Origin of the sequence: Flavobacterium sp., from assembly GCF_027533505.1 — a bacterium.
Taxonomy (GTDB): domain Bacteria; phylum Bacteroidota; class Bacteroidia; order Flavobacteriales; family Flavobacteriaceae; genus Flavobacterium.
This window is the reverse complement of the sequence record NZ_JAPZUB010000006.1, coordinates 39,765-61,114: the sequence shown is the minus strand read 5'-3', so window position 1 is coordinate 61,114 and position 21,350 is coordinate 39,765. Positions and strand designations below refer to the sequence as shown.

The following is a 21,350-nucleotide window of genomic DNA, read 5'->3' as shown; positions in this document are numbered from 1 at the left end:
ATTATCAAACAAAAAGCCTTCAATAACTTTGTATAATCGGGATTTATCTTCCTGATTTAATTCCGATATTTGGGATAAAATACTGTCTTTCATAAAGCAAATATAATAAATATATTATTTAGACTAAAGCCAAAAAAAGTAGTTTTTTAAAATCATTCGATACGCTCAATATAATTTTTCTTGTTCGCGTTCGTATTTAATCTTGGAGAATTTTGTTGCTGCCCTTGAATAATGATTTCAGGAATAGCTGCTTCATCGCGATTGGAATACTTGATTTTTTCATTAACGGTCATTTCGCTAAACTTTTTTCGAATCTTGTAAAATTCATCTTTGTTGATACTTTCAAAGGGTTTACCGCCGTCTTTAATAAAATAATCTTCAATTTTTGAATCAAAAACGAAATGCCCTTTTTTGACTTCATTGGCGATAAAACTAAAAACATGCTCTCGGTCATTTATGGCCATGATTAAACCCGGGAGTCCATGGAATTTGTAGGGTCCAACAGCAATTGGGATTTCAGGCGTGTACCATGCATTCCACTCACGACCCGCATAGTTTAATACTGCTTTTTTACACACAAAGCCATGAATAAGGGTGTCACTATCGATTAATTTCCAGGAGTGATTGATCTTTTCTTTAAACGAATACGAATCACTTCCAATCGTTTCAAAATGTTCAACCTGATCGCCTTTGCTCTTAATCAAAAAATGAACCGGCATCTTATTCATCAATAAATCACCCATAACAAGAGCTCTCTCTTTCTGAATTCGATTAAAATTCATCATGCCCTCAAAAGTAAACAACGACTCTTGGTCCTTGACAATCAAAGTCGTGTTCGCCGTTTGCGTTGCTTTTGCATTTATATGGTTTTTATATACCATGGTGTAAGACACCGACAAGTCAGTGCTTTTATTGGTGTTTTCTTGAGATAATACGGGATTACAAATGATTACTAGAAAAAGAACAATAATTTTTTTCATGACACAGACATTTGAGTGTTTATAAATGAACCTAATAGTGTACATCTTAGATTTTTTATCGGGAGAACAGCAAAATTTAGACATAAACTTATTGAATTTATTTTACACCAATTCCAATGAAAAGAAAAATTTAACAAAGAGGTTGGTTTGGGTACGTTTTAAAATATAGAATGAGTGAAAATTTTTGTGCTTGAATCAAAAGACCATGCCAAAATTAAGTTTTATATTTGTTCAAATTGGATGTATGGCTGGAAATACTTTTGGAACTTTATTAACCCTAACTACATTTGGCGAATCGCATGGTACAGCCTTGGGCGGTATCATTGATGGTTTTCCGGCGGGAATTGCTTTAGATTTTGAGGCTATTCAAAACGAAATGCAACGGAGAAAGCCGGGACAATCAGCAATCGTTACCCAACGAAAAGAGGAGGATGAAGTACAATTTTTATCGGGAATTTTTGAAGGGAAAACGACGGGGACGCCTATTGGTTTTATCATTCCCAATACCAATCAAAAATCGGCAGATTACACTCATTTGGTGGACACCTACCGTCCGAGTCATGCCGATTATGTCTATGAAAAAAAGTATGGAATTCGCGACTATAGGGGAGGAGGACGAAGTTCGGCTCGAGAAACTGCATGTCGAGTGGTCGCTGGGGCTTTGGCCAAACAAATGCTTCCTCAAGTAAAAATTAATGCTTTTGTGTCCTCTGTAGGGGATATTTTTGTTGAAAAACCGTATCAAGCTTTGAATTTTTCACTTACCGAATCCAATCCTGTGCGATGTCCCGATCCAGAAACTGCCGAGCGAATGGAAGCGCTCATCAAAGAAATACGAAAAGAGGGCGACACGATAGGGGGAACTGTTACTTGTGTCATTCAAAATGTCCCCATAGGGTGGGGTGAACCTATTTTTGATAAGTTACATGCACAACTCGGAAAAGCCATGCTGTCGATCAATGCCGTAAAAGGGTTTGAATATGGCAGTGGATTTTGTGGGGCACGAATGCGAGGAAGCGCGCATAACGATGCCTACCATTCCGATGGGAGTACCCGGTCTAATCTGTCGGGAGGAATTCAAGGAGGTATTTCTAATGGAATGGATATTTATTTTAGAGTTGCTTTCAAGCCTGTGGCTACGTTAATTCAAGAACAAGAAGTACTTACAGCCGATGGGCGTATCGAAATCCAACACGGTAAAGGACGCCACGATCCTTGTGTGGTCCCTCGAGCAGTACCCATTGTTGAGGCAATGGCTGCCTTAGTTTTAGCCGATTATTATCTTATTCATAATGCCTATCAAGGCAAATAATTTTTCATGGAAACAGTTAAAAAATCTTGGTTGTCCAACCTAACGGTTCAAATTTTTATCGCCTTAATTCTCGGAATGGGATTGGGGGTTTATATTCACGATAACACCAGTACAAGCTTTGCTGCGTCGTTCAGTGGTTATATAAAAATGTTGGCTACCATATTTATTCGCCTTGTACAAATGATTATAGCGCCACTAGTATTTACAACCTTGGTGGTGGGCATAGCAAAATTGGGCGATTTAAAATCGGTAGGGCGTATTGGTGGGAGAGCCATGGGGTGGTTTTTTTCAGCCTCATTGATTTCGTTACTCATCGGGATGTTTTGGGTGAATTTTTTTGAACCCGGTGTAGGTATTCAATTGATTGATGTTGATCACGAAGCGGCGCAAGAAGTTACTCAGAAAACCCAAGACTTTTCAGCACAACATTTTATTGAACACATTATCCCCAAAAGTGTTTTTGAGGCGATGGCCACCAATGAAATTTTGCAAATCGTTGTTTTTTCTATCTTTTTTGGACTCGCTGCCGCCTCCATGGGGTCGTATACTGAACCGGTTATTAAGGTTTTGGATAAAATCGCTCACATCATTTTGAAAATGGTTAACTATGTGATGAAGTTTGCTCCTTTTGGCGTTTTTGGTGCAATTGCCGCGGTATTTGCTACGAAAGATTTAGGCGATTTGTTATTTACGTATACCAAGTTTTTGGCAGCTTTTCTCGTAGGTATTGGGTCGTTATGGTTGTTGTTGCTAGTCGTAGGATATCTCTTTTTGCGCCATAGATTAAAGGAATTATTACAACGCATTACCTCACCTTTGGCCATTGCGTTTGGGACCACAAGTTCGGAGGCCGTTTTTCCGAAGCTGACGGAAGAGTTGGAGCGTTTTGGCGTAAAAGATAAAATTGTTTCGTTTATGTTGCCGTTGGGGTATTCCTTTAATTTGGACGGCAGTATGATGTATATGACTTTTGCCAGTTTGTTTATTGCACAAGCTTCGGGAATGCATATTGATTTACCTACACAAATGACCATGCTTTTGGTACTGATGCTCACAAGTAAAGGAATTGCGGGTGTTCCTCGGGCCAGTTTGGTAGTGGTGGCAGCCACTTGCGGTATGTTTGATATTCCTGTCGAGGGAATTGCTTTAATTTTACCCATCGATCATTTTTGTGATATGTTTCGCAGTGCAACCAATGTGTTGGGGAATGCATTAGCTACAAGTGTGGTAGGGAAATGGGAAAAATAAAAAAATGTTAAGGGAATCTTTCATTTTCAAGACTTTTTCCTAAATTTGTACAAACTTAAAAATAAATCAATGAAAAAAGTATTACTCGCAGTTTTAATGTTACCCGTTGCGCTACAAGCACAAGTTCTGCTAACAGAAGACTTTAATGGATTAACGGTAGGTAATGTTAGCGATAACATTACTGGCGCTACACCTGGTCAAGGTGACTATTTCTTTTTTGCATCCAATGGTGCAGCCCCTACAACATCAACAAACGCTGCTGTAACAAATGCACAGATTGTGTCACTTGGAGCTGGAGATTTAGCTCTTTCACTACTTGGTCCCAATGGTAATAATGGATCTCGCTTTGTTTGGCAAGATACTTTCCCTGGCATATGGGCAACCCGTACCTCAGGAAACAACATCATTGAATTGGAGGTCGATATCAATCCTGGCGATGGAACCTCTACAAGTCGCAATACTTTTGGTGTGTATATTTTTAATGCTGCAGGAGATCGCGTTTTAGGTGGTTTTGTAGTACGTGCGGCAACGCGTGAGTTGTTTTTAGTAGCGTATTCTACACCTGCTGGAAATCCTGTGGGGAACTACAATTATAGTTTAGCTGCTGCTCCAGGTATTCAATTACCCGCCAATACGGTTAGTAGAATCGGGGTTTCATACAATGTTACAACGCGTCAAGTACTCATCAAAGGGCCAGGCATTGCAGCTGCAGGTGTTAGCGTAGTCGGAAGTTCTACTGCTACTGATCCAGCTGAAATTGATTTTGTATCCTTCTCAGGAAATACAACTGCTGCACCTAACTCTGAATCGACCACTATGGTAATGGACAATTTGGTTGTTCGTGCTTCAAATACAGATACATTATTAAATACTACCGAAATTACTTCTGAGGGTACTCTTACAGTTTTCCCGAATCCCTCCTCTGATGTTTTCAATGTGAATTCTCCCTCAGCATTTACTTCTTACACCATCACAGACATCAACGGAAGAGTAGTAAAAACGGCTAGCATGGAAGCTGCAACTCAAGCACAAATCAATGTGGTTGACCTAGCTCCCGGCGCATATATTTTAAATATTGTTTCTGAAAATGGTTCAGCAACACACAAAATTATCAAGCAATAAATTATTAATTACAAATCTTACTTGATAAAAAAAGACTAAGCTTTTGCTTAGTCTTTTTTGTTTTTAGCGCCCGAGGCCATAAGCATCACGGCTCCCACCAAACCGATAATGACAAGGCCAAATAGGACAATCATAACAAAGGCACCGTTATCCCATGAATACAGCGGTAAAATTCGATTTAACATCTTTTCTCTTTTTTTAAATTATACGTAAAGGTATGGGGATAAAAAAAGAAAAGAGCTGATAATTGTCATATAAACCGATGTTGCCAACTCACGTCAATTAAACCGCAGGTTGTCTTTCGGCCAAACCATTTATAGCGATTTTTAGCAACGATTGTATACATTTTGTCTGTAACAACATGAGGAAGAATTTTAAAAATCAATATCCCGTAAAAAAACCAAGGTAATGATTTTACTATTTCAAAAATGGCTGTAGATTTGAGATAATACGCTTTTTTGGGGATATACAAAATAATACTCTCCACCTTTTGATTTTCAATCCCTAAATATTTTTGAACTGATTTCCCGGTTTCAGATTGAAGTTCCGTAAAGTAAAACACTTCTTTTTTATCATGACGCAAGAGCACACGAACCCAATAATCGCATAACACACAATGTCCATCGTAGAGGATTAGTTTTTTGGAATCGGGTAGGGAAATCATTTTTTGGGTCGTTCTACAAATTCCAACATCTCGAGACTTACTTTGGACGTGAAAAGTCCGTAATTTACAGTAGCCTTATTTTTTTCAATACTATCCAATGTCCCCACCGCTTTTCCATCGGTCATCCGAACACGATCTCCCAGTTGAAGTGTCATTTTGGGTTTGGCGCTGGCCTCTTGTTGGGCTTTGATCTTCTTTTCCTTTTTCTCAGTTCGAATGGATTCTACGGCAACATTCAATTCGGCAACCACCTTTTTTTGAACGATTTCTTTTTGTTTTTTCTCTTTAGCGCTGATTTTTTTACGCTTTGAATTTTCAATTTCCACAAATTTAAGAAAATCTCCAATCAGCACTTTTTTATTTTTATCCAAAAAATATTTCTCTGCAATATCATCGATTTTCTGTCCCATATAAATCAACCGCTGATTGGCATCATACATTTCCTGATAGCGCTCCAATTTTTCCTGAATTTTTTTATTGGTTTGCTCTAAACGTTTGCTTTCTTCCCGTGCTTTACTTTCTTCTTCTTTGAGGTTTTCCGACGTTTTTTCCATACGGCTCCGCTCTTTCTGAAGCTTGGCAATGGTTTTGTCAAAGCGAACTTTCTCGCCTTCTACTTTCTTTTTTGCCCGATTAATCAATCCATAAGGAATTCCATTTTTTTGGGCCACTTCAAAGGTAAAACTGCTTCCTGCTTGACCGAGGTGTAATTTATAAAGTGGTTCCAACGATTGCTCATCAAATAACATGTTGGCATTGGTCGCACACGGCAATTCGTTGGCTAGTATTTTTAAATTGGTATAGTGCGTTGTGATGATCCCAAAAGCTTCCCGATGGTAAAACTCTTCCAAAAATACTTCTGCCAATGCCCCTCCTAAATCAGGATCAGAACCTGTACCAAACTCATCGATAAGAAACAGGGTTTTAGCATTGCATTTTTTTAGAAAGTAATTCATGTTTTTCAACCGATAACTGTAGGTACTTAAATGATTTTCAATCGATTGATTATCTCCGATATCGGTTAAAATACGATCAAACAAAAAAGTCTCGCTGCGTTCATGTACTGGAATGAGAATACCCGATTGCAACATCAATTGCAAGAGTCCCACCGTTTTCAAAGCAATCGTTTTCCCACCAGCGTTGGGTCCAGAAATCACAATAATACGGTTGTCTTGGGTCAATTCTAGGGTTTGAGGGTAGGTAACTTCATTTTTCCTTTTGTTGGTCACATACAAAATCGGATGGTAAGCTTCCCGTAAAAAAATACGTTTCTCTTCGGTGATGTTGGGAAGTACACCCTGAATTAACTGGGCATATCGAGCTTTGGCATGAATGACATCTATGGTACTCAAATACTCCTGATATTGATGGAGCAATGCAGCAAAAGGGCGAATCTCAAAAGTAAGACGTTTTAAAATGCGTACGATTTCTTCCCGCTCTTCGTATTCATATTGATTCAATTCGCGGCTATACTTCAATGTTGCTTCGGGCTCAATGTAGGCAATACTTCCCGTCTTTGAACTGCCCATGATCGAACCCTTGACTTTACGGCGGTACATGGCCAAGACGGCCAATACTCTGCGGTTTTCAACTACTGTTTCTTTGATATCATCCAAATAGCCTAAACTTTGGTAATGGACTAAAGCTTGTCCAAAACTTTGGTTCACTTTACCGCGCACCATGTTGATATTCCGACGGATATTAACCAAATCGGGAGAGGCATTATCACGAATAACACCATATTTGTCAATGACAGCTTCAATTTTTTGAATAATGACTTTGGTGAATTCTACTTCCGAAGCCAAATGATGGAGCGAAGGATAATAGGTGTTGAATTTTTTTAAAAAGAGTAAATGGGTATTGACCGTCTCTGAAATCGCTGCCATTTTTCGAAAGCTTTCTACTTCAAGGAAACTATCCTCAATTGAAAGCATTTGTATGTCGGACGAAAGGGTTTCAAACCCATGGTTGGGAATCGCATTATTGTTTGAAAACGAGGAAACATACTCCGAAGTTTGGTGCAACGCAGCCATCAATTGTTCTTTATTTGAAAAAGGGGCTATTTGTTGCGCCTTTTCCAACCCTAATTCAGTGACACAGTATTGAGAAATAGTTTCCAAAACGGTGTGAAATTCGAGATCTTTTCGCGTTTTTTCTGTAATTGCAATCATAATAAAATTCAACCAATCAAAGGTACAAAGTCAACCGTGCCTATCCTTTACTTTTTCCTTATTTTTGATAAAAAATTAAGAAATGTTGTGTGTGCCGTCTACCTGGTCTTTTTTACTTCAAGAAGAGATAGAAAAACCTTATTTTCAGGATTTAAACCGTTTTATCTCAGAGGAGTACAGCCATAACCTTTGCTTTCCACCCGTTGCGCAAATTTTTACTGCTTTTGACCATTGTACATTTGACAATACCAAAGTGGTCATTATCGGGCAAGATCCCTACCATGGATTGGGACAGGCACATGGATTGTCGTTTTCTGTTCCTGATACCCTACCGTTTCCGCCCTCGTTGCACAATATTTTTAAAGAATTAGCGTCCGATTTAGGCATTCCTGTGCCACAATCGGGGTGTCTTCAGCATTGGGCAACCCAAGGGGTACTTTTGTTGAATGCCATTCTGACTGTTCGAGCGCATGAAGCAGGAAGTCACCAGCGAAAAGGATGGGAGAAATTTACGGATGCAGTGATTCAAAAACTCGCCAATGAAAAAAACAATCTGGTTTTCTTATTGTGGGGGAGTTACGCCCAAAAGAAAGGACAATGGATTGATCGATCGCGCCATTTGGTGCTCGAATCAGGACACCCTTCGCCACTGAGTGCCAATCGCGGACTTTGGTTTGGAAATCGTCATTTTAGTCAAACAAATGCTTATCTCTTAAAGCATCACAATCAAGAAATTAGGTGGTAATTAGTTGACTGTAAAGGTATAAAAGCCGCTGTTGTTCAACGCATTAGAAGTGGTGTAAATCAGCAAAGTTATTGCATCCGATACCGAATTGGAGCGCAATTCTACAACATCTGTTTCTTCACTATTGTACCCATAACTCAAGCGGTACGTACCCGAACTCAACAAAGGCAAGCCGGCTCTAAATACATAGGCGTCTTGAGTGGAATTATAGGGTGCTGTAGCTAAATAAAAGCCAACATTTTGGAGCTGTCCACTGCTTACATCCATTTGATTTGCAGGCACCGAAACAGGAATCCATTCAGAACCACTTTGTTTTTCTAAAACATATGAAAAGGTTAAGGAAGGTGCATTATTTGTCGTTTTTCGTATGTCCAAAGGTGTACTTTGTCCCAACTCATTTACCAAACGATCTACGACACAATTGACCGTAATTTTGTCCCCTACAGCATAATTGGCTTGGGTTTCAATAGTGACCAGTCCATTAACACGAACATATTCGGTATTGTAAAAATCATCATCGTTGGTATCACAACTGCTGAGGCTTACGACAAAAAAACTAAGAAATAGTAAAACAATTTTTTTCATGACTTTGAACATTAAAAACGATACCCTAAATTAATACCTACACGACTAATCACATCGGGACTCATTTCTTTATTGGTAAGATTGGAGCCAAATCCGACGAGGACCTCCAAAGCAAAGGCGTCTTTGAAATACATTTTATACCCTAAACTTCCTCCTAAAGCAAAATCATTGTATTGGGTTTCTTTGATGGTATAAAATCCATTTCCGCCACTGTTTTCTCGAACAATTTCTTTAAAATCACCCCCATTGGCTGAGGCAAAAATTTCGGCAAAATAGTACCGTGCTTTACTCTTAGAAAGCGCGTAGCGTACATACGGATTAATTTCATACCGTGGAATATTGTTCCGAAATCCGTTGTTGTAATCCTCCTCAATTCGTGCACTATTGGAGAAATTACCATTGACGCCTACAGAAAAACTGCCCACGAAAAATCGCTCGTAACTAATACTAATTTTACCATACGCTAAGGCCTGAAGGACATCAACACGAAATTCATTTTTCTTATCTACTAAGGGTGAGGTTTGCTCTTGCGACCAAGAATAACCAAAACTAAAAAGGAGTAGGAGTATAACTAATTTGCGCATAGTTTCGAATTTATAGGGCTAATATACTAAATATTTTAGCCGAGACCACTTAATTCAACGTCAAAGCACTTAAAATTTCTTCTTTCATAAATGGACCCCCCGGATATTTGGCAGTGTAATCCAAGTTTAACCACACATTGCCCCGTTCGTCGATGTGATAATGCACGGCTTTGTGCTGACTTTCGTTGGGGAAAAGCACTTTTTTAATTAAATAATTGACGGTTTCCATGTCTTTTCGTGTACCAATGTACAATTCAGGGTAAATATGACCCGGGGTATGAATCAATCGTGGAATGCCTCCAATCGATTTAACTGCTGCCGCCATAAGAATGGAATGGTCGTCACAATCGCCCGAAAGGTATTTAAGCGATTCGTCGGCTCGTGCAATATATTCGTGTCCTACAGGATCGTGAACATAATTCCACTGGGAATTGATTTCTTTAAAAACAGCAAAACACTGAATAAGGGTCTGATAATCCTGATACCCTTGAACCGATTTAAAATGGGTATTAATCGCTTTTAGGGCAAAGTTGCGCACCTGCGGATGGTCATAATCAATGGCTTTGATGATTTTGGATTTGTTAGGAAAAGGAAGCAACCGATCAATCACAATATCCTGCGGAAATGGACTTTCCTCCATGGCATAGAGCATCGATTGATATTCTTCAAATACATTTTGGAATCCGTAACCCCCCACCAAGGTGCCCCAAATCAAAAAAAGGAGATAGCCCGCAATACTTATAAAAATTACTTTTCGAAGGCGTACTAAAATCCATTGAAATACTGCTAAAATTAGCAATAATAGTCCCACACGATCAATCGCTAACGGCCATTCGGGATCTGTAATATTTTGATGCAGAATTAAAAAAATAGGAATCGTAAGCAGTAGGTTGAGTACCCCAATAATGACTTTATCCCAAGGATTGGGAATCGCGAGTTTCTCTTGCCATTGACGGAAACGCGAAAAGAAAGGATTTGTCATTGAAGGACTTACTACAGTATGTTTACAACGGTAGCAAAGGTATCTTTTTTATCGATAAGGTGTAAGTTCCACAAATGATTTTGAACCAACTCAAATTCTTTTTCTGACAACGGATTTTGACTCCACTCAGTGCAGGAGAGCCAAGCTTGAAGCGCTTCCTCTTTTTGATGAAAACGTTGTGCGAGTTGGGCTACCAATTGGGTTTGTTCTTTAAAATGTGTTGTTTTGGCATTGATTGTATTTACGATTGAACGTACTGCCTCTTTTTCATTGGCGAGTACTTCATCGCGAACCGCAATCACAAAACAAGGCCACGGGGTGGGACAAACACCAAGGCGACGAAAAACGCCAGCATCGACTAAGGGTTGGGTCATGAAACGCTCCCACATAAAATAATCAGCGGTTCCTTGTTGTAAGGCATCCACGGCGCCGTCTAGGGTATGTACGATTTCAAACTGTAAAGTAGCAGTATCCCAACCTTGTTGTTGCGCATGAACGTACGCCATCAAATGCGAACCCGACCCGTAACGCGAAATAGCCGCGGTAGTATGTTGTAGGTTGGAAATATCCTGAAATGCAGATTTTCCATCCACATGAATGCCCCAAAGGAGGGGAGTAGCAACATACACTTGCACTATTTTGGCGGGACACCCTCCGAGTATATCCTTGACCATGCCTTCGGTCAAAACGACCGCTACATCGGTCTCGCCAGAGCGGAGCATTTGACACATTTTTCCCGTACCTTCAGGGATATCGGTCCATTGTAAATCAATACCAACACGCTCAAAATCACCATTGGTGATGCTTTGGTACCAAGGCATATTAAAATGTTCGGGAACTCCTACAATTTTTATAGATTTCATGGTTTTAATGTGGGATTATTGAAAGCGTACCAATTCCAAAGTACACCTGCAGGATCAGGGTAAGTTGCTTGAAAGATAAACCCTGTTTTATGTAATATGTGGTTTGAGGCACCATTTTCACGATGGGCATACGCATGCATCATTGGAATATTCATCGTTTGAAAACCAAACTCAAGCCATTTAAGGGTAGCTTCGGTAGCATACCCTTTGCCCCAATACGCTTCGGGAAGACGGTACCCGTAATCATAGAAATTCGTATGCCCATTTTCAACATGATCGTCGATAAATTTGATTCCTGTCCACCCAATAAATTCATCGGTTTCTTTTAAAAAAGTGGCAAATCGTCCAATTTGGTTGCGATGGTATTGTTCCAAAATATACGCAATAGTTTTAACCGATTCTTCCTGGTCAAGCGTGGGTTGTTGCCATAAATATATGTGTACCTTCGGATTGTTATCCATGGCAAACAAATCGGCAGCATCGGCGGTTTTGAAGGGACGCATGTACAGTCTTTCGGTTTCTAAACGTTGTATCATTTCGGTTAGTTTTAGCCCCGATAGAGCCGATATCCTCGAAGCTTTAGCGGAGAGATAAAGGCGAAAGCGGGAAATAGCTCCAAATTAGGATTACGCCAATTTATGGAGGGTGTATTCAATTAACGCGTCAACTGCTTTGTAGGGATCGGCACTAAATGTCCCATTGGCACGGTTGGCAATGATGGCATTTAAGGACAAACATTCATGTCCTAAAAGTTTACCTAAGCCATAAATAGCCCCCGTTTCCATTTCTAAATTGGTCATTTTGATTCCTTCAAATTCAAAGGCATCCATTTTTGTATTGAGTTCAGCGTCTTGAATAGGCAAACGCAAAACCCGGCCTTGAGGACCGTAAAATCCGCCTGCTGTACCCGTAAAGCCTTTGTAGATTTGGTCACTTTCGATACGTTTTACCAAGGTTTCAGAAGCCTTGATCACATAGGGCCGACCCTTTCGCAAGTCCCAACTCGTTTGTTGGATAAATGCGTCTTCAATATTTTTTTCTGAGATGTCATCAATTAAATAGGAGCGAAGCATATTGTCAAGTCCTAATCCGTATTGGCTCATGACAAAACTATCGACGGGAATGTCGGCTTGCAACGAACCGGAGGTGCCGATTCGAATGATATTTAGCGACGTTAATTCGTCTTTCACGGTTCGCGTAGCCAAATCAATATTGACCAAGGCATCCAACTCATTCATGACAATGTCAATATTGTCGGGACCAATTCCGGTGGACATCACCGTTATGCGTTTGCCTTTGAAATACCCAGTTTGCGTTTTGAATTCCCGTTTTTGTTGCGAAAATTCGATGCGCTCAAAATGTTGGGTGATTTTTTCGACACGATTTTGATCCCCCACAAAGAGGATGTCGTGAGCAATGTGTTCGGGAAGTAAATTTAAATGGTAAACACTTCCGTCGGGATTGAGTATTAATTCGGATGAAGCTATCATCGGTTATTGTGATTAGTGACCTGCCTATGCCGGCAGGCAGGTTAGTGACTGGTGATTAGCCCCGAAACTTCGGGGGTGACTGGTGATTAGTGACTGGTGATTAGTGACTGGTGACTAGTGATTGATGAATTAGAAAAAATTGAATTACTTATTTAGGTTTACACATTAACTCCTAATTCATAACTCATAACTCATAATTTCTATTCATCCTCCCACGCGTTTAACTTTAAAACCTTTGTCTTTTAACAAGTTCATGATTTTATCGCGGTAGTCGCCTTGAATGATAATTGCACCATCTTTAAAACTACCACCCACGCTTAATTTGGTTTTGATTTCTTTGGCTAAGATTTTAAAATCTTCATCTTCACCTTCATATCCTTCAATAATTGTGGTTGGTTTTCCTTTCCGCTTTTCATATTTGCAAATCATGGGTTCTTTTTGAACGAATAATTCGTGTGCTTTTTCTTCTTCAGGTTCGAAATCTGCCGCAACATGGTCGGGAAAAAGTTTTTTTAATTGGTCTTCTAGGTTACTCATGGGAGCCTACTTTTGTTATTTTGTTTTTTTGAAAAATCAAGGGCTTAAAAACTAAATTCCAAATCCCAACAGTACATTGGAATTTGGAATTTTTAGTTTCGGAATTATTGAATTTCCTTATTTTTTAATCAATCCTAATTCCACCAAACGCTCATTTAGGAAATCGCCTGCGGTGATGTCTTCATACAATTTCGGATTCTTTTCATCGATACATTGGGGTAAGCAATCCAATTTCATATCGCTTACAGGGTGCATGAAAAACGGAATCGAGAAACGTGAAGTACCCCACAATTCACGGGGTGGATTTACCACTTGGTGAATCGTTGATTTTAATTTATTGTTGGTATGTCTTGACAACATGTCGCCGACATTTATCATCAATTCATCGTCTTGTGCAATAGCATCGATCCACTGGCCTTCATGATTTTGAACTTGTAACCCTTTTCCTTGAGCTCCCATTAGTAACGTAATCAAATTGATATCACCATGGGCGGCAGCTCGAACGGCTCCGTCTTTGGGTTCGTCGGTAATCGGCGGGTAGTGGATGGGGCGTAAGATACTGTTGCCATCTTTGATGTAATTGTCAAAATAGAATTCGTCCAAACCAATGTGTAACGCGAGCGCGCGAAGGACATAGACTCCGGTTTTCTCAAGCATTTGATAGGCTTTTTTCCCTACTTCATTAAATTTGGGTAACTCTTCAACGATAACATTATCAGGGTATTCGCCTTCCCATTTAGAGCCTTCACTCACATATTGGCCAAAATGCCAAAACTCTTTTAAATCCCCCGCAGAGCGTCCTTTGGCATGTTCTTTACCAAACGATACATAACCGCGCTGACCGCCAATACCTGGGATTTCGTATTTTGCTTTGGTTTCCAATGGAAGAGTAAAGAAGTTACGCACTTCATCATACAATTCTCCCACCAATTGGTCATCAAGAAAATGACCTTTTAATGCTACGAATCCGATTTCTTCGTAGGCTTTTCCGATTTCATTTACAAATTTTTGTTTACGTGCCGGATCATCCGACAGGAAATCACGTAAGTCAACACTTGGAATTTGTTGCATACTAAACCTTTTTTGTTAATAACTTAAACGCTGTGAAATCAAAGCGCAATCACAAATGTACAGTTTTTTATTCAGTTGCAAACGAAAGTTATCAACATCTCCTTTTGGTCATTTTATCGGTAAAAATAGGTCGCCTATCGAGAAAACTTGTGCCCTCCCAAAACATCCTTTACTTTAGGAGGGATAATCCCTTAATACCTAGCCTTATGAAACGAAACTACTTCTTGTTCCTTTTGTGTACCACATTCGGTTTTGCACAAACGGGGTCGTTGTGCAATAACCCCATTGTCATTTCATCCTTACCCTTTACCGTTTCGGATAATACCGCCAATTTTGGTGATAATTACGACCCGCAAACCACAACGCATCCCACTTGTGCCACGACCACTTTTGGCAATTATTACCATGGAGGCAATGATGTGATTTATGCCTACACTCCTTCTGTGAGTCAAACTCTTAAAATTGAAATTCCCAACGCACTGGGTTGGACAGGAATGTTTGTCTACACCGATTGTGCAGCTATCGGAGTGCAATATGCGGCTTGTGCCACGGGAGTTTCTGCTGGCGCTCGTACGATAAACAACTTTTCAGTTACAGCAGGTCAAACGTACTACATTTACATTTCAAGTTGGCCTTCTCCGCAAACCGTGACGTATACCCTGAATGTAACTGAAGTGGCATTGTCTACCAATGATCTGAGTTCCGCTTGGGAGCAAACCTTGATTTATCCCAATCCCGCAGGAAATATGTTAAATGTTAAGAGTTCCTTGCCCTTAGAAAAAGCAATATTGTATAATTCCAATGGACAACAACTAGGCACCGTTCCATTAATTGACAACACCATCGATGTAACACAACTGCCAACAGGCCTGTATTGGGTTGAACTCATGACCAACGAGCAACAAAAGACCGTAAAACGATTTATGAAATCGTAATTTCTTACTTACATAAAAGCGATTCAAAAGCACACAAATAAGTGTGCTTTTTTTATGGAAAAACACCTTGAAATCCTACATCGTTTTAGTACATTTGGCGTCACAAACCACAAACAAAACGAATGGACTTTAATCGTCACAATTTATCCAACGAACAATTGTTGGATTTGTATAAAAAATTACTGAAACCCCGTTTGATCGAAGAGAAAATGCTCATTCTTCTCCGTCAAGGAAAAGTATCTAAATGGTTTTCAGGCATCGGACAGGAAGCAATTTCAGTGGGAATTACCGCTGCTCTGGATAAGGACGAATACATTCTTCCGATGCACCGCAATCTCGGCGTATTTACGGGAAGAGACATTCCTTTGCACAAACTTTTTTCGCAATGGCAAGGTAAAAAATCGGGCTTCACCAAAGGACGTGATCGCAGTTTTCACTTTGGCACGCAAGAGTATAAAATCATCGGCATGATATCGCATCTGGGGCCCCAAATGGGCGTCGCCGATGGTATTGCCTTGGCCAATAAGTTAAAGAGAAATGGCAAAGTCACCGCTGTGTTTACAGGGGAAGGCGCTACTTCGGAAGGCGATTTTCACGAAGCCCTAAATGTGGCAGCCGTTTGGGAACTTCCTGTTTTATTTGTCATCGAGAATAATGGGTACGGCTTGTCAACCCCAACAAACGAACAGTACCGTTGCGAGAATCTTGCCGACAAAGGCGTGGGTTACGGAATGGAAAGCCACATTATAGATGGTAATAATATTTTGGACGTTTTCACTAAAATTAGCGAACTCAAAGCGTCAATGCAGGAAAATCCTCGTCCTGTATTGTTGGAGTTTAAAACGTTTCGTATGCGCGGTCACGAAGAGGCGAGTGGGACCAAATATGTTCCACAAGAATTGATGGACCTGTGGGCTGTCAAAGATCCAATTTCTAACTACCAAACCTTTCTGAAAAAGGAAGGAATTCTGTCGGAAGCACAAGACGAGGCTTTTCGTACAGAAATCAAGCAAGAAATTGATGCGCATTGGGCGATTACTCAAGCCGAACCTGACTTTGTAGCTGATTTAAATGAAGAATTAAATGATGTATACGAAGCCTTTGATTATCAAGAAGTAAGTCCATCTAATGAAACTGAAAATATTCGCGTAATTGATGCTATTTCTAGTGCGTTACGCGAAGCGATGCAACAACATCCCAATTTGGTCCTTATGGGGCAAGATATCGCCGAATATGGGGGGGCTTTCAAAATCACCGATGGGTTTGTGGCGCAGTTTGGTAAAGAGCGCGTTCGCAATACGCCCATCTGTGAAAGCGCTATCGTATCAGCTGCCAATGGTCTCTCCATCAATGGCTACAAAGCAATTGTAGAAATGCAGTTTGCCGATTTCGTTTCAACAGGTTTTAATCCCATCGTCAATTTGCTGGCCAAACAGCGTTACCGTTGGGGCGAAAAGTCGGATGTCGTGGTACGTATGCCCTGCGGTGGCGGTACCCAAGCAGGTCCTTTTCACTCCCAAACCAATGAAGCATGGTTTACCAAAACGCCCGGACTCAAAGTAGTGTACCCCGCATTTCCTTTTGATGCCAAAGGACTCCTAATTACAGCCATCAACGATCCTAATCCAGTGATGTATTTTGAGCATAAATTATTGTATCGAAGTATTTACCAAGAGGTGCCTAAAGGCTATTATACGTTACCTTTTGGAAAGGCTTCTTTACTTCGTGAAGGCGATCAAGTGACTATTATTTCGTTTGGCGCTGGAGTGCATTGGGCCCTAGAAATGTTGGACAAACACCCCGAAGTTCGTGCTGATTTATTGGATTTACGCACGCTGCAACCGTTGGATGCCGAAGCGATTTTACAATCGGTTAAAAAAACCAGCAGAGCCATTATTTTGCAAGAAGATTCGTTGTTTGGAGGGATTGCAAGTGACATTTCGGCCCTGATTATGGAACAAGCGTTTGCGTATTTGGATGCCCCTGTTGTGCGTGTGGGAAGTTTAGAAACCGCAATACCATTTATGAAAACCCTTGAAGATCAATACTTACCCAAGGAACGTTTTGAAAAGGCGTTATTGGAATTGATAGCCTATTAATTTTTTTTTGGAGCTATTTCCTGCTGTCCGCTGTATCTCACTCCGTAAACTACGTGAGGATGCCGCTACCATCAGGGCTAGCCGTGAAAATATCAAGTAAAGTAAACTAAACCTAACTGCCCGTATAGTTAGGTTTTTTCAATTTCTACATAAGGGCATTGGCTTGGGGATGCCCCTTAAATGATTCAAATTTCAAGTACAAAACCAATTCATATTGCCCTTTTTCGCATTTCACGTATATTTGTGCTCTTATTTAAAATGTGTGAATTCGACCAATAAACTTAAAATATTCAACGATCCTATCTACGGATTCATTTCGATTCCCAATTCCTTGGTTTTTGATCTTATTCAGCATCCCTATTTTCAGCGATTACGCCGCATTTCGCAAATGGGATTGTCGTATCTTGTTTATCCTGGAGCGCATCATACCCGGTTTCACCACGCTTTGGGGTGCATGCACATCATGCAAAAGGCTGTAGAAACGCTCAAATTCAAAGGGGTTCAATTTACCGACGAAGAGGAAAATGCATTGTACATTGCCATCTTGTTGCACGATATCGGTCATGGCCCTTTTTCGCATGCCATGGAACACAGTATTGTAGAGGGAATTCAGCATGAGGAAATTTCTTTGCAATTTATGCACGCTTTAAATCGGCATTTTAACGGCCAACTTGATTTGGCAATTCAAATTTTTAAAGGCGATTACCACCGGAAATTTATGCTTGAATTGATTTCCAGTCAGTTGGATATGGATCGCATGGATTACCTCAAGCGCGACAGTTTTTATAGTGGTGTGGCCGAAGGAAACATCAACAGCGATCGTTTGATCCAGATGATGAATGTCGCTGAAGATCATTTGGTTATAGAAGAAAAGGGCGTTTATTCGGTAGAAAAGTTTCTCATGGCACGCCGACTCATGTATTGGCAGGCCTATTTGCATAAAACATCGGTCGTAGCAGAGTTGATTTTGACAAAAATCTTAAAGCGCGCCAAAGAACTCAAGCAAAAAGGCCTCGTGCTTCCATGCAGCGCTCCGTTGCAATTTTTTCTCCAAAATAAAGTAGCGCGAACCGATTTTGATGGGGAAGTGCTGACCCAATTTGCCTTGTTGGATGATTATGATGTCATGGGGGCTATCAAATCGTGGCAATTTTCTACCGATTTTGTGTTGGCAGAACTATGTAAAATGATTGTCAATCGCGAATTGTTGAAGATTGACATGTCGGAAGAAAAGCCTGAACTGACAAAAATTCAATACTTAAAATCCCAATTAACACAACAATATCCTATTTCTGAAAAAGAAACCGATTACTTTGTTTTTAAAGGCAAGTTGAAGAATATTGCCTATAATAAAGAAAGTGTGCCCATACGAATCATCAAAAAAGACCGGTCCGTAGAAGTATTGGAAGATACTTCAGAACCCCTTCAAGTGAAAGCCTTATCGAAGGCAGTGACCAAGTATTTTGTATGTTATCCGAAAGTATTGCTGGGATAAAACGGCTTATTTTGTTAAATTTTATATTTTTGTCGGAATGAAATTTACAGCAGAACAAATAGCGGGTATTTTAGGCGGAGAAGTGGTTGGAAATCCACAGATTGAAGTCTATAAATTGGCCAAAATTGAGGAGGGAACCGCGGGTTCTTTATCCTTTTTAGCCAATCCGAAATACCAAAATTATATCTACACCACGCAAGCGTCTATCACGATTGTGAACCACACGTTTGAGCCTGAACAACCCATTACTACCACTTTAATCAAAGTGGAAGATGCCTACAAGTCCTTTTCCAAACTGTTGGAGTATTACAATCAAGTAAAATTGATGAAATCGGGTATTGAACAACCCACCGTCATTTCAGAGGGGGTTACCTATGGCGATCATCTTTACTTGGGAAGCTTTTGTTACATTGGAAAAAATGTGAAAATTGGAAACAATGTCAAAATTTATCCCAATTCATTCATAGGAGACAATGTAGTCATTGGAGATAATTGTATTTTGTTTGCGGGTGTTCGAATTTACTCTGAAACTGAAATTGGGAACCATTGCACCATCCACTCCGGAGTTATCATCGGTTCAGATGGATTTGGATTTGCACCTTCAGAAGACGGTACCTTCAGCAAAATTCCTCAAATCGGTAATGTGATTTTAGAAGATCATGTAGAAGTAGGAGCGTGTACAACTATCGATCGCGCGACCCTTGGTTCTACCGTCATTCGTAAAGGCGTAAAACTTGATAACCAGATTCAAATTGCCCATAATGTTGAAATTGGCGAAAATACTGTAATTGCCTCGCAAACCGGAATTGCGGGTTCAACCAAAATTGGTAAAAACTGTATGATTGGGGGGCAAGTGGGTATAGTAGGCCATATCACGGTTGGAAATAATGTACGGATTCAAGCGCAATCGGGTATCGGAAAAAGTATTCCCGACGGCGAAACGATTCAAGGAAGTCCAGCTTTCAATTATGGCGATTGGAATAAATCGTATGTTCATTTCCGTAATCTTCCCAAAATTGTGGCCGAATTGGACAATCTCAAGAAAAAACTTAGCTAAACAGAATTAATACAAGTATTATGGTTAAACAAAAAACCATTCAAACCGAAATTACCCTTACGGGTGTTGGACTTCACACAGGAAAAGAAGTGACCATGACGTTAAAGCCAGCACCTGTCAACAATGGCTTTACTTTTGTACGTGTGGACTTGGAAGGGTCACCAGTTATTGAAGCCGACGCCAATTATGTAGTAAATACCCAACGCGGAACCAATCTTGAAAAATTGGGTGTAAAAATTCAAACGTCAGAGCATGTTTTGGCGGCTTGCGTGGGATGTGATTTGGACAATGTAATTATTGAATTGAATGAGTCGGAGCCGCCCATTATGGATGGTTCTTCCAAATACTTTGTAGAAGCAATCGAAAAAGCCGGTATCGTTGAGCAAGAGGCTGAACGGTATTGTTATGTGGTGAAAGAAGTTATTTCGTATATCGATGAAAGTACGGGTAGCGAAATCATTGTAATGCCTGCCGACGATTACCAAGTGACCGCTATGGTAGATTTTGGTACCAAAGTGTTGGGTACCCAAAACGCAACGCTAAAGAGCATGTCCAATTTTAAAGCGGAAATTGCAAGCGCGCGTACCTTTAGTTTTTTACATGAGTTAGAAACGCTTTTAGACAACGGACTCATCAAAGGAGGGGATTTGAACAATGCCATCGTGTATGTCGATAAAGAAATCTCCGAAAAAACCATGGAGAACTTGAAAAAGGCTTTTGGCAAAGAAAATATTTCGGTCAAACCTAACGGTATTTTAGACAACCTTACGTTGCATCACCCCAACGAAGCAGCACGTCACAAACTGCTAGATGTTATTGGGGATTTGGCCTTGATCGGTTGCCGTATCAAAGGGAAAGTGATTGCCAACAAACCCGGACATTTCGTCAATACGCAATTTGCCAAAAAACTTTCTAAAATCATTAAGATAGAGCAACGCAATCATGTGCCTACTTATGATTTGAACAAAGAACCGTTGATGGATGTGACCAAAATCATGAAGATGTTGCCCCATCGTCCGCCTTTTTTATTGGTAGATAAAATCATTGAAATGTCTGAATCCCATGTGGTTGGACTGAAAAATGTGACCATGAATGAAGACTTTTTTGTGGGTCATTTTCCTGGTGCGCCTGTCATGCCAGGGGTTTTAATTGTAGAAGCAATGGCACAAACGGGAGGGATTTTAATTTTAAGCTCTGTTCCTGATCCTGAAAATTACCTAACGTATTTTATGAAAATCGACAACGTAAAGTTCAAGCATAAAGTTTTGCCAGGCGATACGTTAATATTTAAATGTGATTTGATTTCGCCCATCCGTCGCGGAATTTGCCATATGCAAGCCAACGCTTATGCCAATGGGCGTTTGGTCGCTGAAGCGGAGCTCATGGCACAAATCGTCAAAAACCAATAAA

Annotated in this window: 21 protein-coding genes; 9 read left to right on the top strand and 12 right to left on the bottom strand. The window is 40.2% G+C overall.

The window, feature by feature from the left end; genetic code table 11:
- Positions 1-152: 152 nt before the first annotated feature.
- The gene (locus O9316_RS01965) at positions 153-980 is read right to left on the bottom strand and encodes a GLPGLI family protein (protein WP_298204977.1); all 828 of its coding nucleotides are present in this window, start codon (positions 978-980) and stop codon (positions 153-155) included.
- Positions 981-1,224: 244 nt separating this feature from the next.
- On the opposite strand from O9316_RS01965, the gene aroC reads away from it, so the two are divergent.
- From aroC to O9316_RS01950, 3 genes are all read left to right on the top strand, one after another.
- Complete coding sequence (gene aroC, locus O9316_RS01960; RefSeq protein ID WP_298204976.1) at positions 1,225-2,292, top strand: chorismate synthase; 1,068 nt, start codon at positions 1,225-1,227, stop codon at positions 2,290-2,292.
- Between the two features lie 6 nt (positions 2,293-2,298).
- The gene (locus O9316_RS01955; RefSeq protein WP_298204975.1) at positions 2,299-3,540 is read left to right on the top strand and encodes a dicarboxylate/amino acid:cation symporter; all 1,242 of its coding nucleotides are present in this window, start codon (positions 2,299-2,301) and stop codon (positions 3,538-3,540) included.
- Between the two features lie 96 nt (positions 3,541-3,636).
- Positions 3,637-4,662 carry a T9SS type A sorting domain-containing protein gene (locus O9316_RS01950; RefSeq protein ID WP_298346925.1) on the top strand — a complete coding sequence of 342 codons (1,026 nt, stop codon included), beginning with the start codon at positions 3,637-3,639 and terminating at the stop codon, positions 4,660-4,662.
- Between the two features lie 47 nt (positions 4,663-4,709).
- Here the strand turns inward: O9316_RS01950 and O9316_RS01945 are convergent, their stop codons facing one another.
- From O9316_RS01945 to O9316_RS01935, 3 genes are all read right to left on the bottom strand, one after another.
- Positions 4,710-4,847, bottom strand: coding sequence for a hypothetical protein (locus O9316_RS01945; protein ID WP_298204973.1), 138 nt, complete (start codon positions 4,845-4,847; stop codon positions 4,710-4,712).
- A gap of 65 nt (positions 4,848-4,912) precedes the next feature.
- On the bottom strand, positions 4,913-5,326 hold the full coding sequence (locus tag O9316_RS01940; protein ID WP_298204972.1) for a thiol-disulfide oxidoreductase DCC family protein: 414 nt from the start codon (positions 5,324-5,326) through the stop codon (positions 4,913-4,915).
- Positions 5,323-7,497: a DNA mismatch repair protein MutS gene (locus O9316_RS01935; RefSeq protein ID WP_298204971.1), complete on the bottom strand. Its 2,175-nt coding sequence runs from the start codon at positions 7,495-7,497 to the stop codon at positions 5,323-5,325. The genes O9316_RS01940 and O9316_RS01935 overlap by 4 nt, the downstream gene beginning before the upstream one ends.
- An 82-nt stretch (positions 7,498-7,579) precedes the next feature.
- Between O9316_RS01935 and ung the strand changes: the two genes are divergently transcribed.
- On the top strand, positions 7,580-8,242 hold the full coding sequence (gene ung / locus O9316_RS01930; RefSeq protein WP_298204970.1) for a uracil-DNA glycosylase: 663 nt from the start codon (positions 7,580-7,582) through the stop codon (positions 8,240-8,242).
- Here ung and O9316_RS01925 read toward each other — a convergent pair whose 3' ends face one another.
- From O9316_RS01925 to O9316_RS01890, 8 genes are all read right to left on the bottom strand, one after another.
- Positions 8,243-8,827, bottom strand: a complete 585-nt coding sequence (locus O9316_RS01925) for a hypothetical protein (protein ID WP_288041266.1) — start codon at positions 8,825-8,827, stop codon at positions 8,243-8,245.
- An 11-nt stretch (positions 8,828-8,838) separates the two neighbouring features.
- Entirely contained in the window at positions 8,839-9,411 is a 573-nt protein-coding gene (locus tag O9316_RS01920; protein WP_288041267.1) for a hypothetical protein, read from the bottom strand.
- Positions 9,412-9,460: 49 nt separating this feature from the next.
- Positions 9,461-10,393, bottom strand: a complete 933-nt coding sequence (locus O9316_RS01915; RefSeq protein WP_288041269.1) for a transglutaminase — start codon at positions 10,391-10,393, stop codon at positions 9,461-9,463.
- An 11-nt stretch (positions 10,394-10,404) separates the two neighbouring features.
- A complete protein-coding gene (locus O9316_RS01910) occupies positions 10,405-11,256 on the bottom strand; it encodes a substrate-binding domain-containing protein (protein WP_288041270.1) in 852 nt (283 codons plus the stop codon).
- Positions 11,253-11,792: a GNAT family N-acetyltransferase gene (locus O9316_RS01905; protein ID WP_298204969.1), complete on the bottom strand. Its 540-nt coding sequence runs from the start codon at positions 11,790-11,792 to the stop codon at positions 11,253-11,255. The genes O9316_RS01910 and O9316_RS01905 overlap by 4 nt, the downstream gene beginning before the upstream one ends.
- Before the next feature lie 90 nt (positions 11,793-11,882).
- The gene (locus O9316_RS01900) at positions 11,883-12,746 is read right to left on the bottom strand and encodes a nucleoside phosphorylase (RefSeq protein WP_298204968.1); all 864 of its coding nucleotides are present in this window, start codon (positions 12,744-12,746) and stop codon (positions 11,883-11,885) included.
- 204 nt (positions 12,747-12,950) lie between these two features.
- Complete coding sequence (locus O9316_RS01895) at positions 12,951-13,283, bottom strand: translation initiation factor (protein ID WP_298204967.1); 333 nt, start codon at positions 13,281-13,283, stop codon at positions 12,951-12,953.
- A 117-nt stretch (positions 13,284-13,400) separates the two neighbouring features.
- Positions 13,401-14,354, bottom strand: a complete 954-nt coding sequence (locus O9316_RS01890) for a 2-oxoglutarate and iron-dependent oxygenase domain-containing protein (protein WP_298204966.1) — start codon at positions 14,352-14,354, stop codon at positions 13,401-13,403.
- Between the two features lie 206 nt (positions 14,355-14,560).
- Between O9316_RS01890 and O9316_RS01885 the strand changes: the two genes are divergently transcribed.
- The 5 genes from O9316_RS01885 (at position 14,561) to O9316_RS01865 (ending at position 21,349) form a co-directional block, all read left to right on the top strand.
- Positions 14,561-15,289: a T9SS type A sorting domain-containing protein gene (locus O9316_RS01885; protein WP_288041275.1), complete on the top strand. Its 729-nt coding sequence runs from the start codon at positions 14,561-14,563 to the stop codon at positions 15,287-15,289.
- 122 nt (positions 15,290-15,411) lie between these two features.
- Positions 15,412-17,388 carry a dehydrogenase E1 component subunit alpha/beta gene (locus tag O9316_RS01880; RefSeq protein ID WP_298204965.1) on the top strand — a complete coding sequence of 659 codons (1,977 nt, stop codon included), beginning with the start codon at positions 15,412-15,414 and terminating at the stop codon, positions 17,386-17,388.
- A 262-nt stretch (positions 17,389-17,650) separates the two neighbouring features.
- On the top strand, positions 17,651-18,883 hold the full coding sequence (locus tag O9316_RS01875) for an HD domain-containing protein (RefSeq protein ID WP_298204964.1): 1,233 nt from the start codon (positions 17,651-17,653) through the stop codon (positions 18,881-18,883).
- A 37-nt stretch (positions 18,884-18,920) separates the two neighbouring features.
- Entirely contained in the window at positions 18,921-19,940 is a 1,020-nt protein-coding gene (gene lpxD, locus O9316_RS01870; protein WP_298204963.1) for a UDP-3-O-(3-hydroxymyristoyl)glucosamine N-acyltransferase, read from the top strand.
- Positions 19,941-19,960: 20 nt separating this feature from the next.
- Positions 19,961-21,349, top strand: a complete 1,389-nt coding sequence (locus O9316_RS01865) for a bifunctional UDP-3-O-[3-hydroxymyristoyl] N-acetylglucosamine deacetylase/3-hydroxyacyl-ACP dehydratase (RefSeq protein ID WP_298204962.1) — start codon at positions 19,961-19,963, stop codon at positions 21,347-21,349.
- Position 21,350: the final 1 nt, after the last annotated feature.

What these genes read in the sequence shown, in the direction of transcription:
- O9316_RS01965 (WP_298204977.1), bottom strand. Translation starts at nt 980, where the DNA reads ATGAAAAAAATTATTGTTCTTTTTCTAGTAATCATTTGTAATCCCGTA.
- aroC (WP_298204976.1), top strand. Translation starts at nt 1,225, where the DNA reads ATGGCTGGAAATACTTTTGGAACTTTATTAACCCTAACTACATTTGGC.
- O9316_RS01955 (WP_298204975.1), top strand. Translation starts at nt 2,299, where the DNA reads ATGGAAACAGTTAAAAAATCTTGGTTGTCCAACCTAACGGTTCAAATT.
- O9316_RS01950 (WP_298346925.1), top strand. Translation starts at nt 3,637, where the DNA reads ATGTTACCCGTTGCGCTACAAGCACAAGTTCTGCTAACAGAAGACTTT.
- O9316_RS01945 (WP_298204973.1), bottom strand. Translation starts at nt 4,847, where the DNA reads ATGTTAAATCGAATTTTACCGCTGTATTCATGGGATAACGGTGCCTTT.
- O9316_RS01940 (WP_298204972.1), bottom strand. Translation starts at nt 5,326, where the DNA reads ATGATTTCCCTACCCGATTCCAAAAAACTAATCCTCTACGATGGACAT.
- O9316_RS01935 (WP_298204971.1), bottom strand. Translation starts at nt 7,497, where the DNA reads ATGATTGCAATTACAGAAAAAACGCGAAAAGATCTCGAATTTCACACC.
- ung (WP_298204970.1), top strand. Translation starts at nt 7,580, where the DNA reads ATGTTGTGTGTGCCGTCTACCTGGTCTTTTTTACTTCAAGAAGAGATA.
- O9316_RS01925 (WP_288041266.1), bottom strand. Translation starts at nt 8,827, where the DNA reads ATGAAAAAAATTGTTTTACTATTTCTTAGTTTTTTTGTCGTAAGCCTC.
- O9316_RS01920 (WP_288041267.1), bottom strand. Translation starts at nt 9,411, where the DNA reads ATGCGCAAATTAGTTATACTCCTACTCCTTTTTAGTTTTGGTTATTCT.
- O9316_RS01915 (WP_288041269.1), bottom strand. Translation starts at nt 10,393, where the DNA reads ATGACAAATCCTTTCTTTTCGCGTTTCCGTCAATGGCAAGAGAAACTC.
- O9316_RS01910 (WP_288041270.1), bottom strand. Translation starts at nt 11,256, where the DNA reads ATGAAATCTATAAAAATTGTAGGAGTTCCCGAACATTTTAATATGCCT.
- O9316_RS01905 (WP_298204969.1), bottom strand. Translation starts at nt 11,792, where the DNA reads ATGATACAACGTTTAGAAACCGAAAGACTGTACATGCGTCCCTTCAAA.
- O9316_RS01900 (WP_298204968.1), bottom strand. Translation starts at nt 12,746, where the DNA reads ATGATAGCTTCATCCGAATTAATACTCAATCCCGACGGAAGTGTTTAC.
- O9316_RS01895 (WP_298204967.1), bottom strand. Translation starts at nt 13,283, where the DNA reads ATGAGTAACCTAGAAGACCAATTAAAAAAACTTTTTCCCGACCATGTT.
- O9316_RS01890 (WP_298204966.1), bottom strand. Translation starts at nt 14,354, where the DNA reads ATGCAACAAATTCCAAGTGTTGACTTACGTGATTTCCTGTCGGATGAT.
- O9316_RS01885 (WP_288041275.1), top strand. Translation starts at nt 14,561, where the DNA reads ATGAAACGAAACTACTTCTTGTTCCTTTTGTGTACCACATTCGGTTTT.
- O9316_RS01880 (WP_298204965.1), top strand. Translation starts at nt 15,412, where the DNA reads ATGGACTTTAATCGTCACAATTTATCCAACGAACAATTGTTGGATTTG.
- lpxD (WP_298204963.1), top strand. Translation starts at nt 18,921, where the DNA reads ATGAAATTTACAGCAGAACAAATAGCGGGTATTTTAGGCGGAGAAGTG.
- O9316_RS01865 (WP_298204962.1), top strand. Translation starts at nt 19,961, where the DNA reads ATGGTTAAACAAAAAACCATTCAAACCGAAATTACCCTTACGGGTGTT.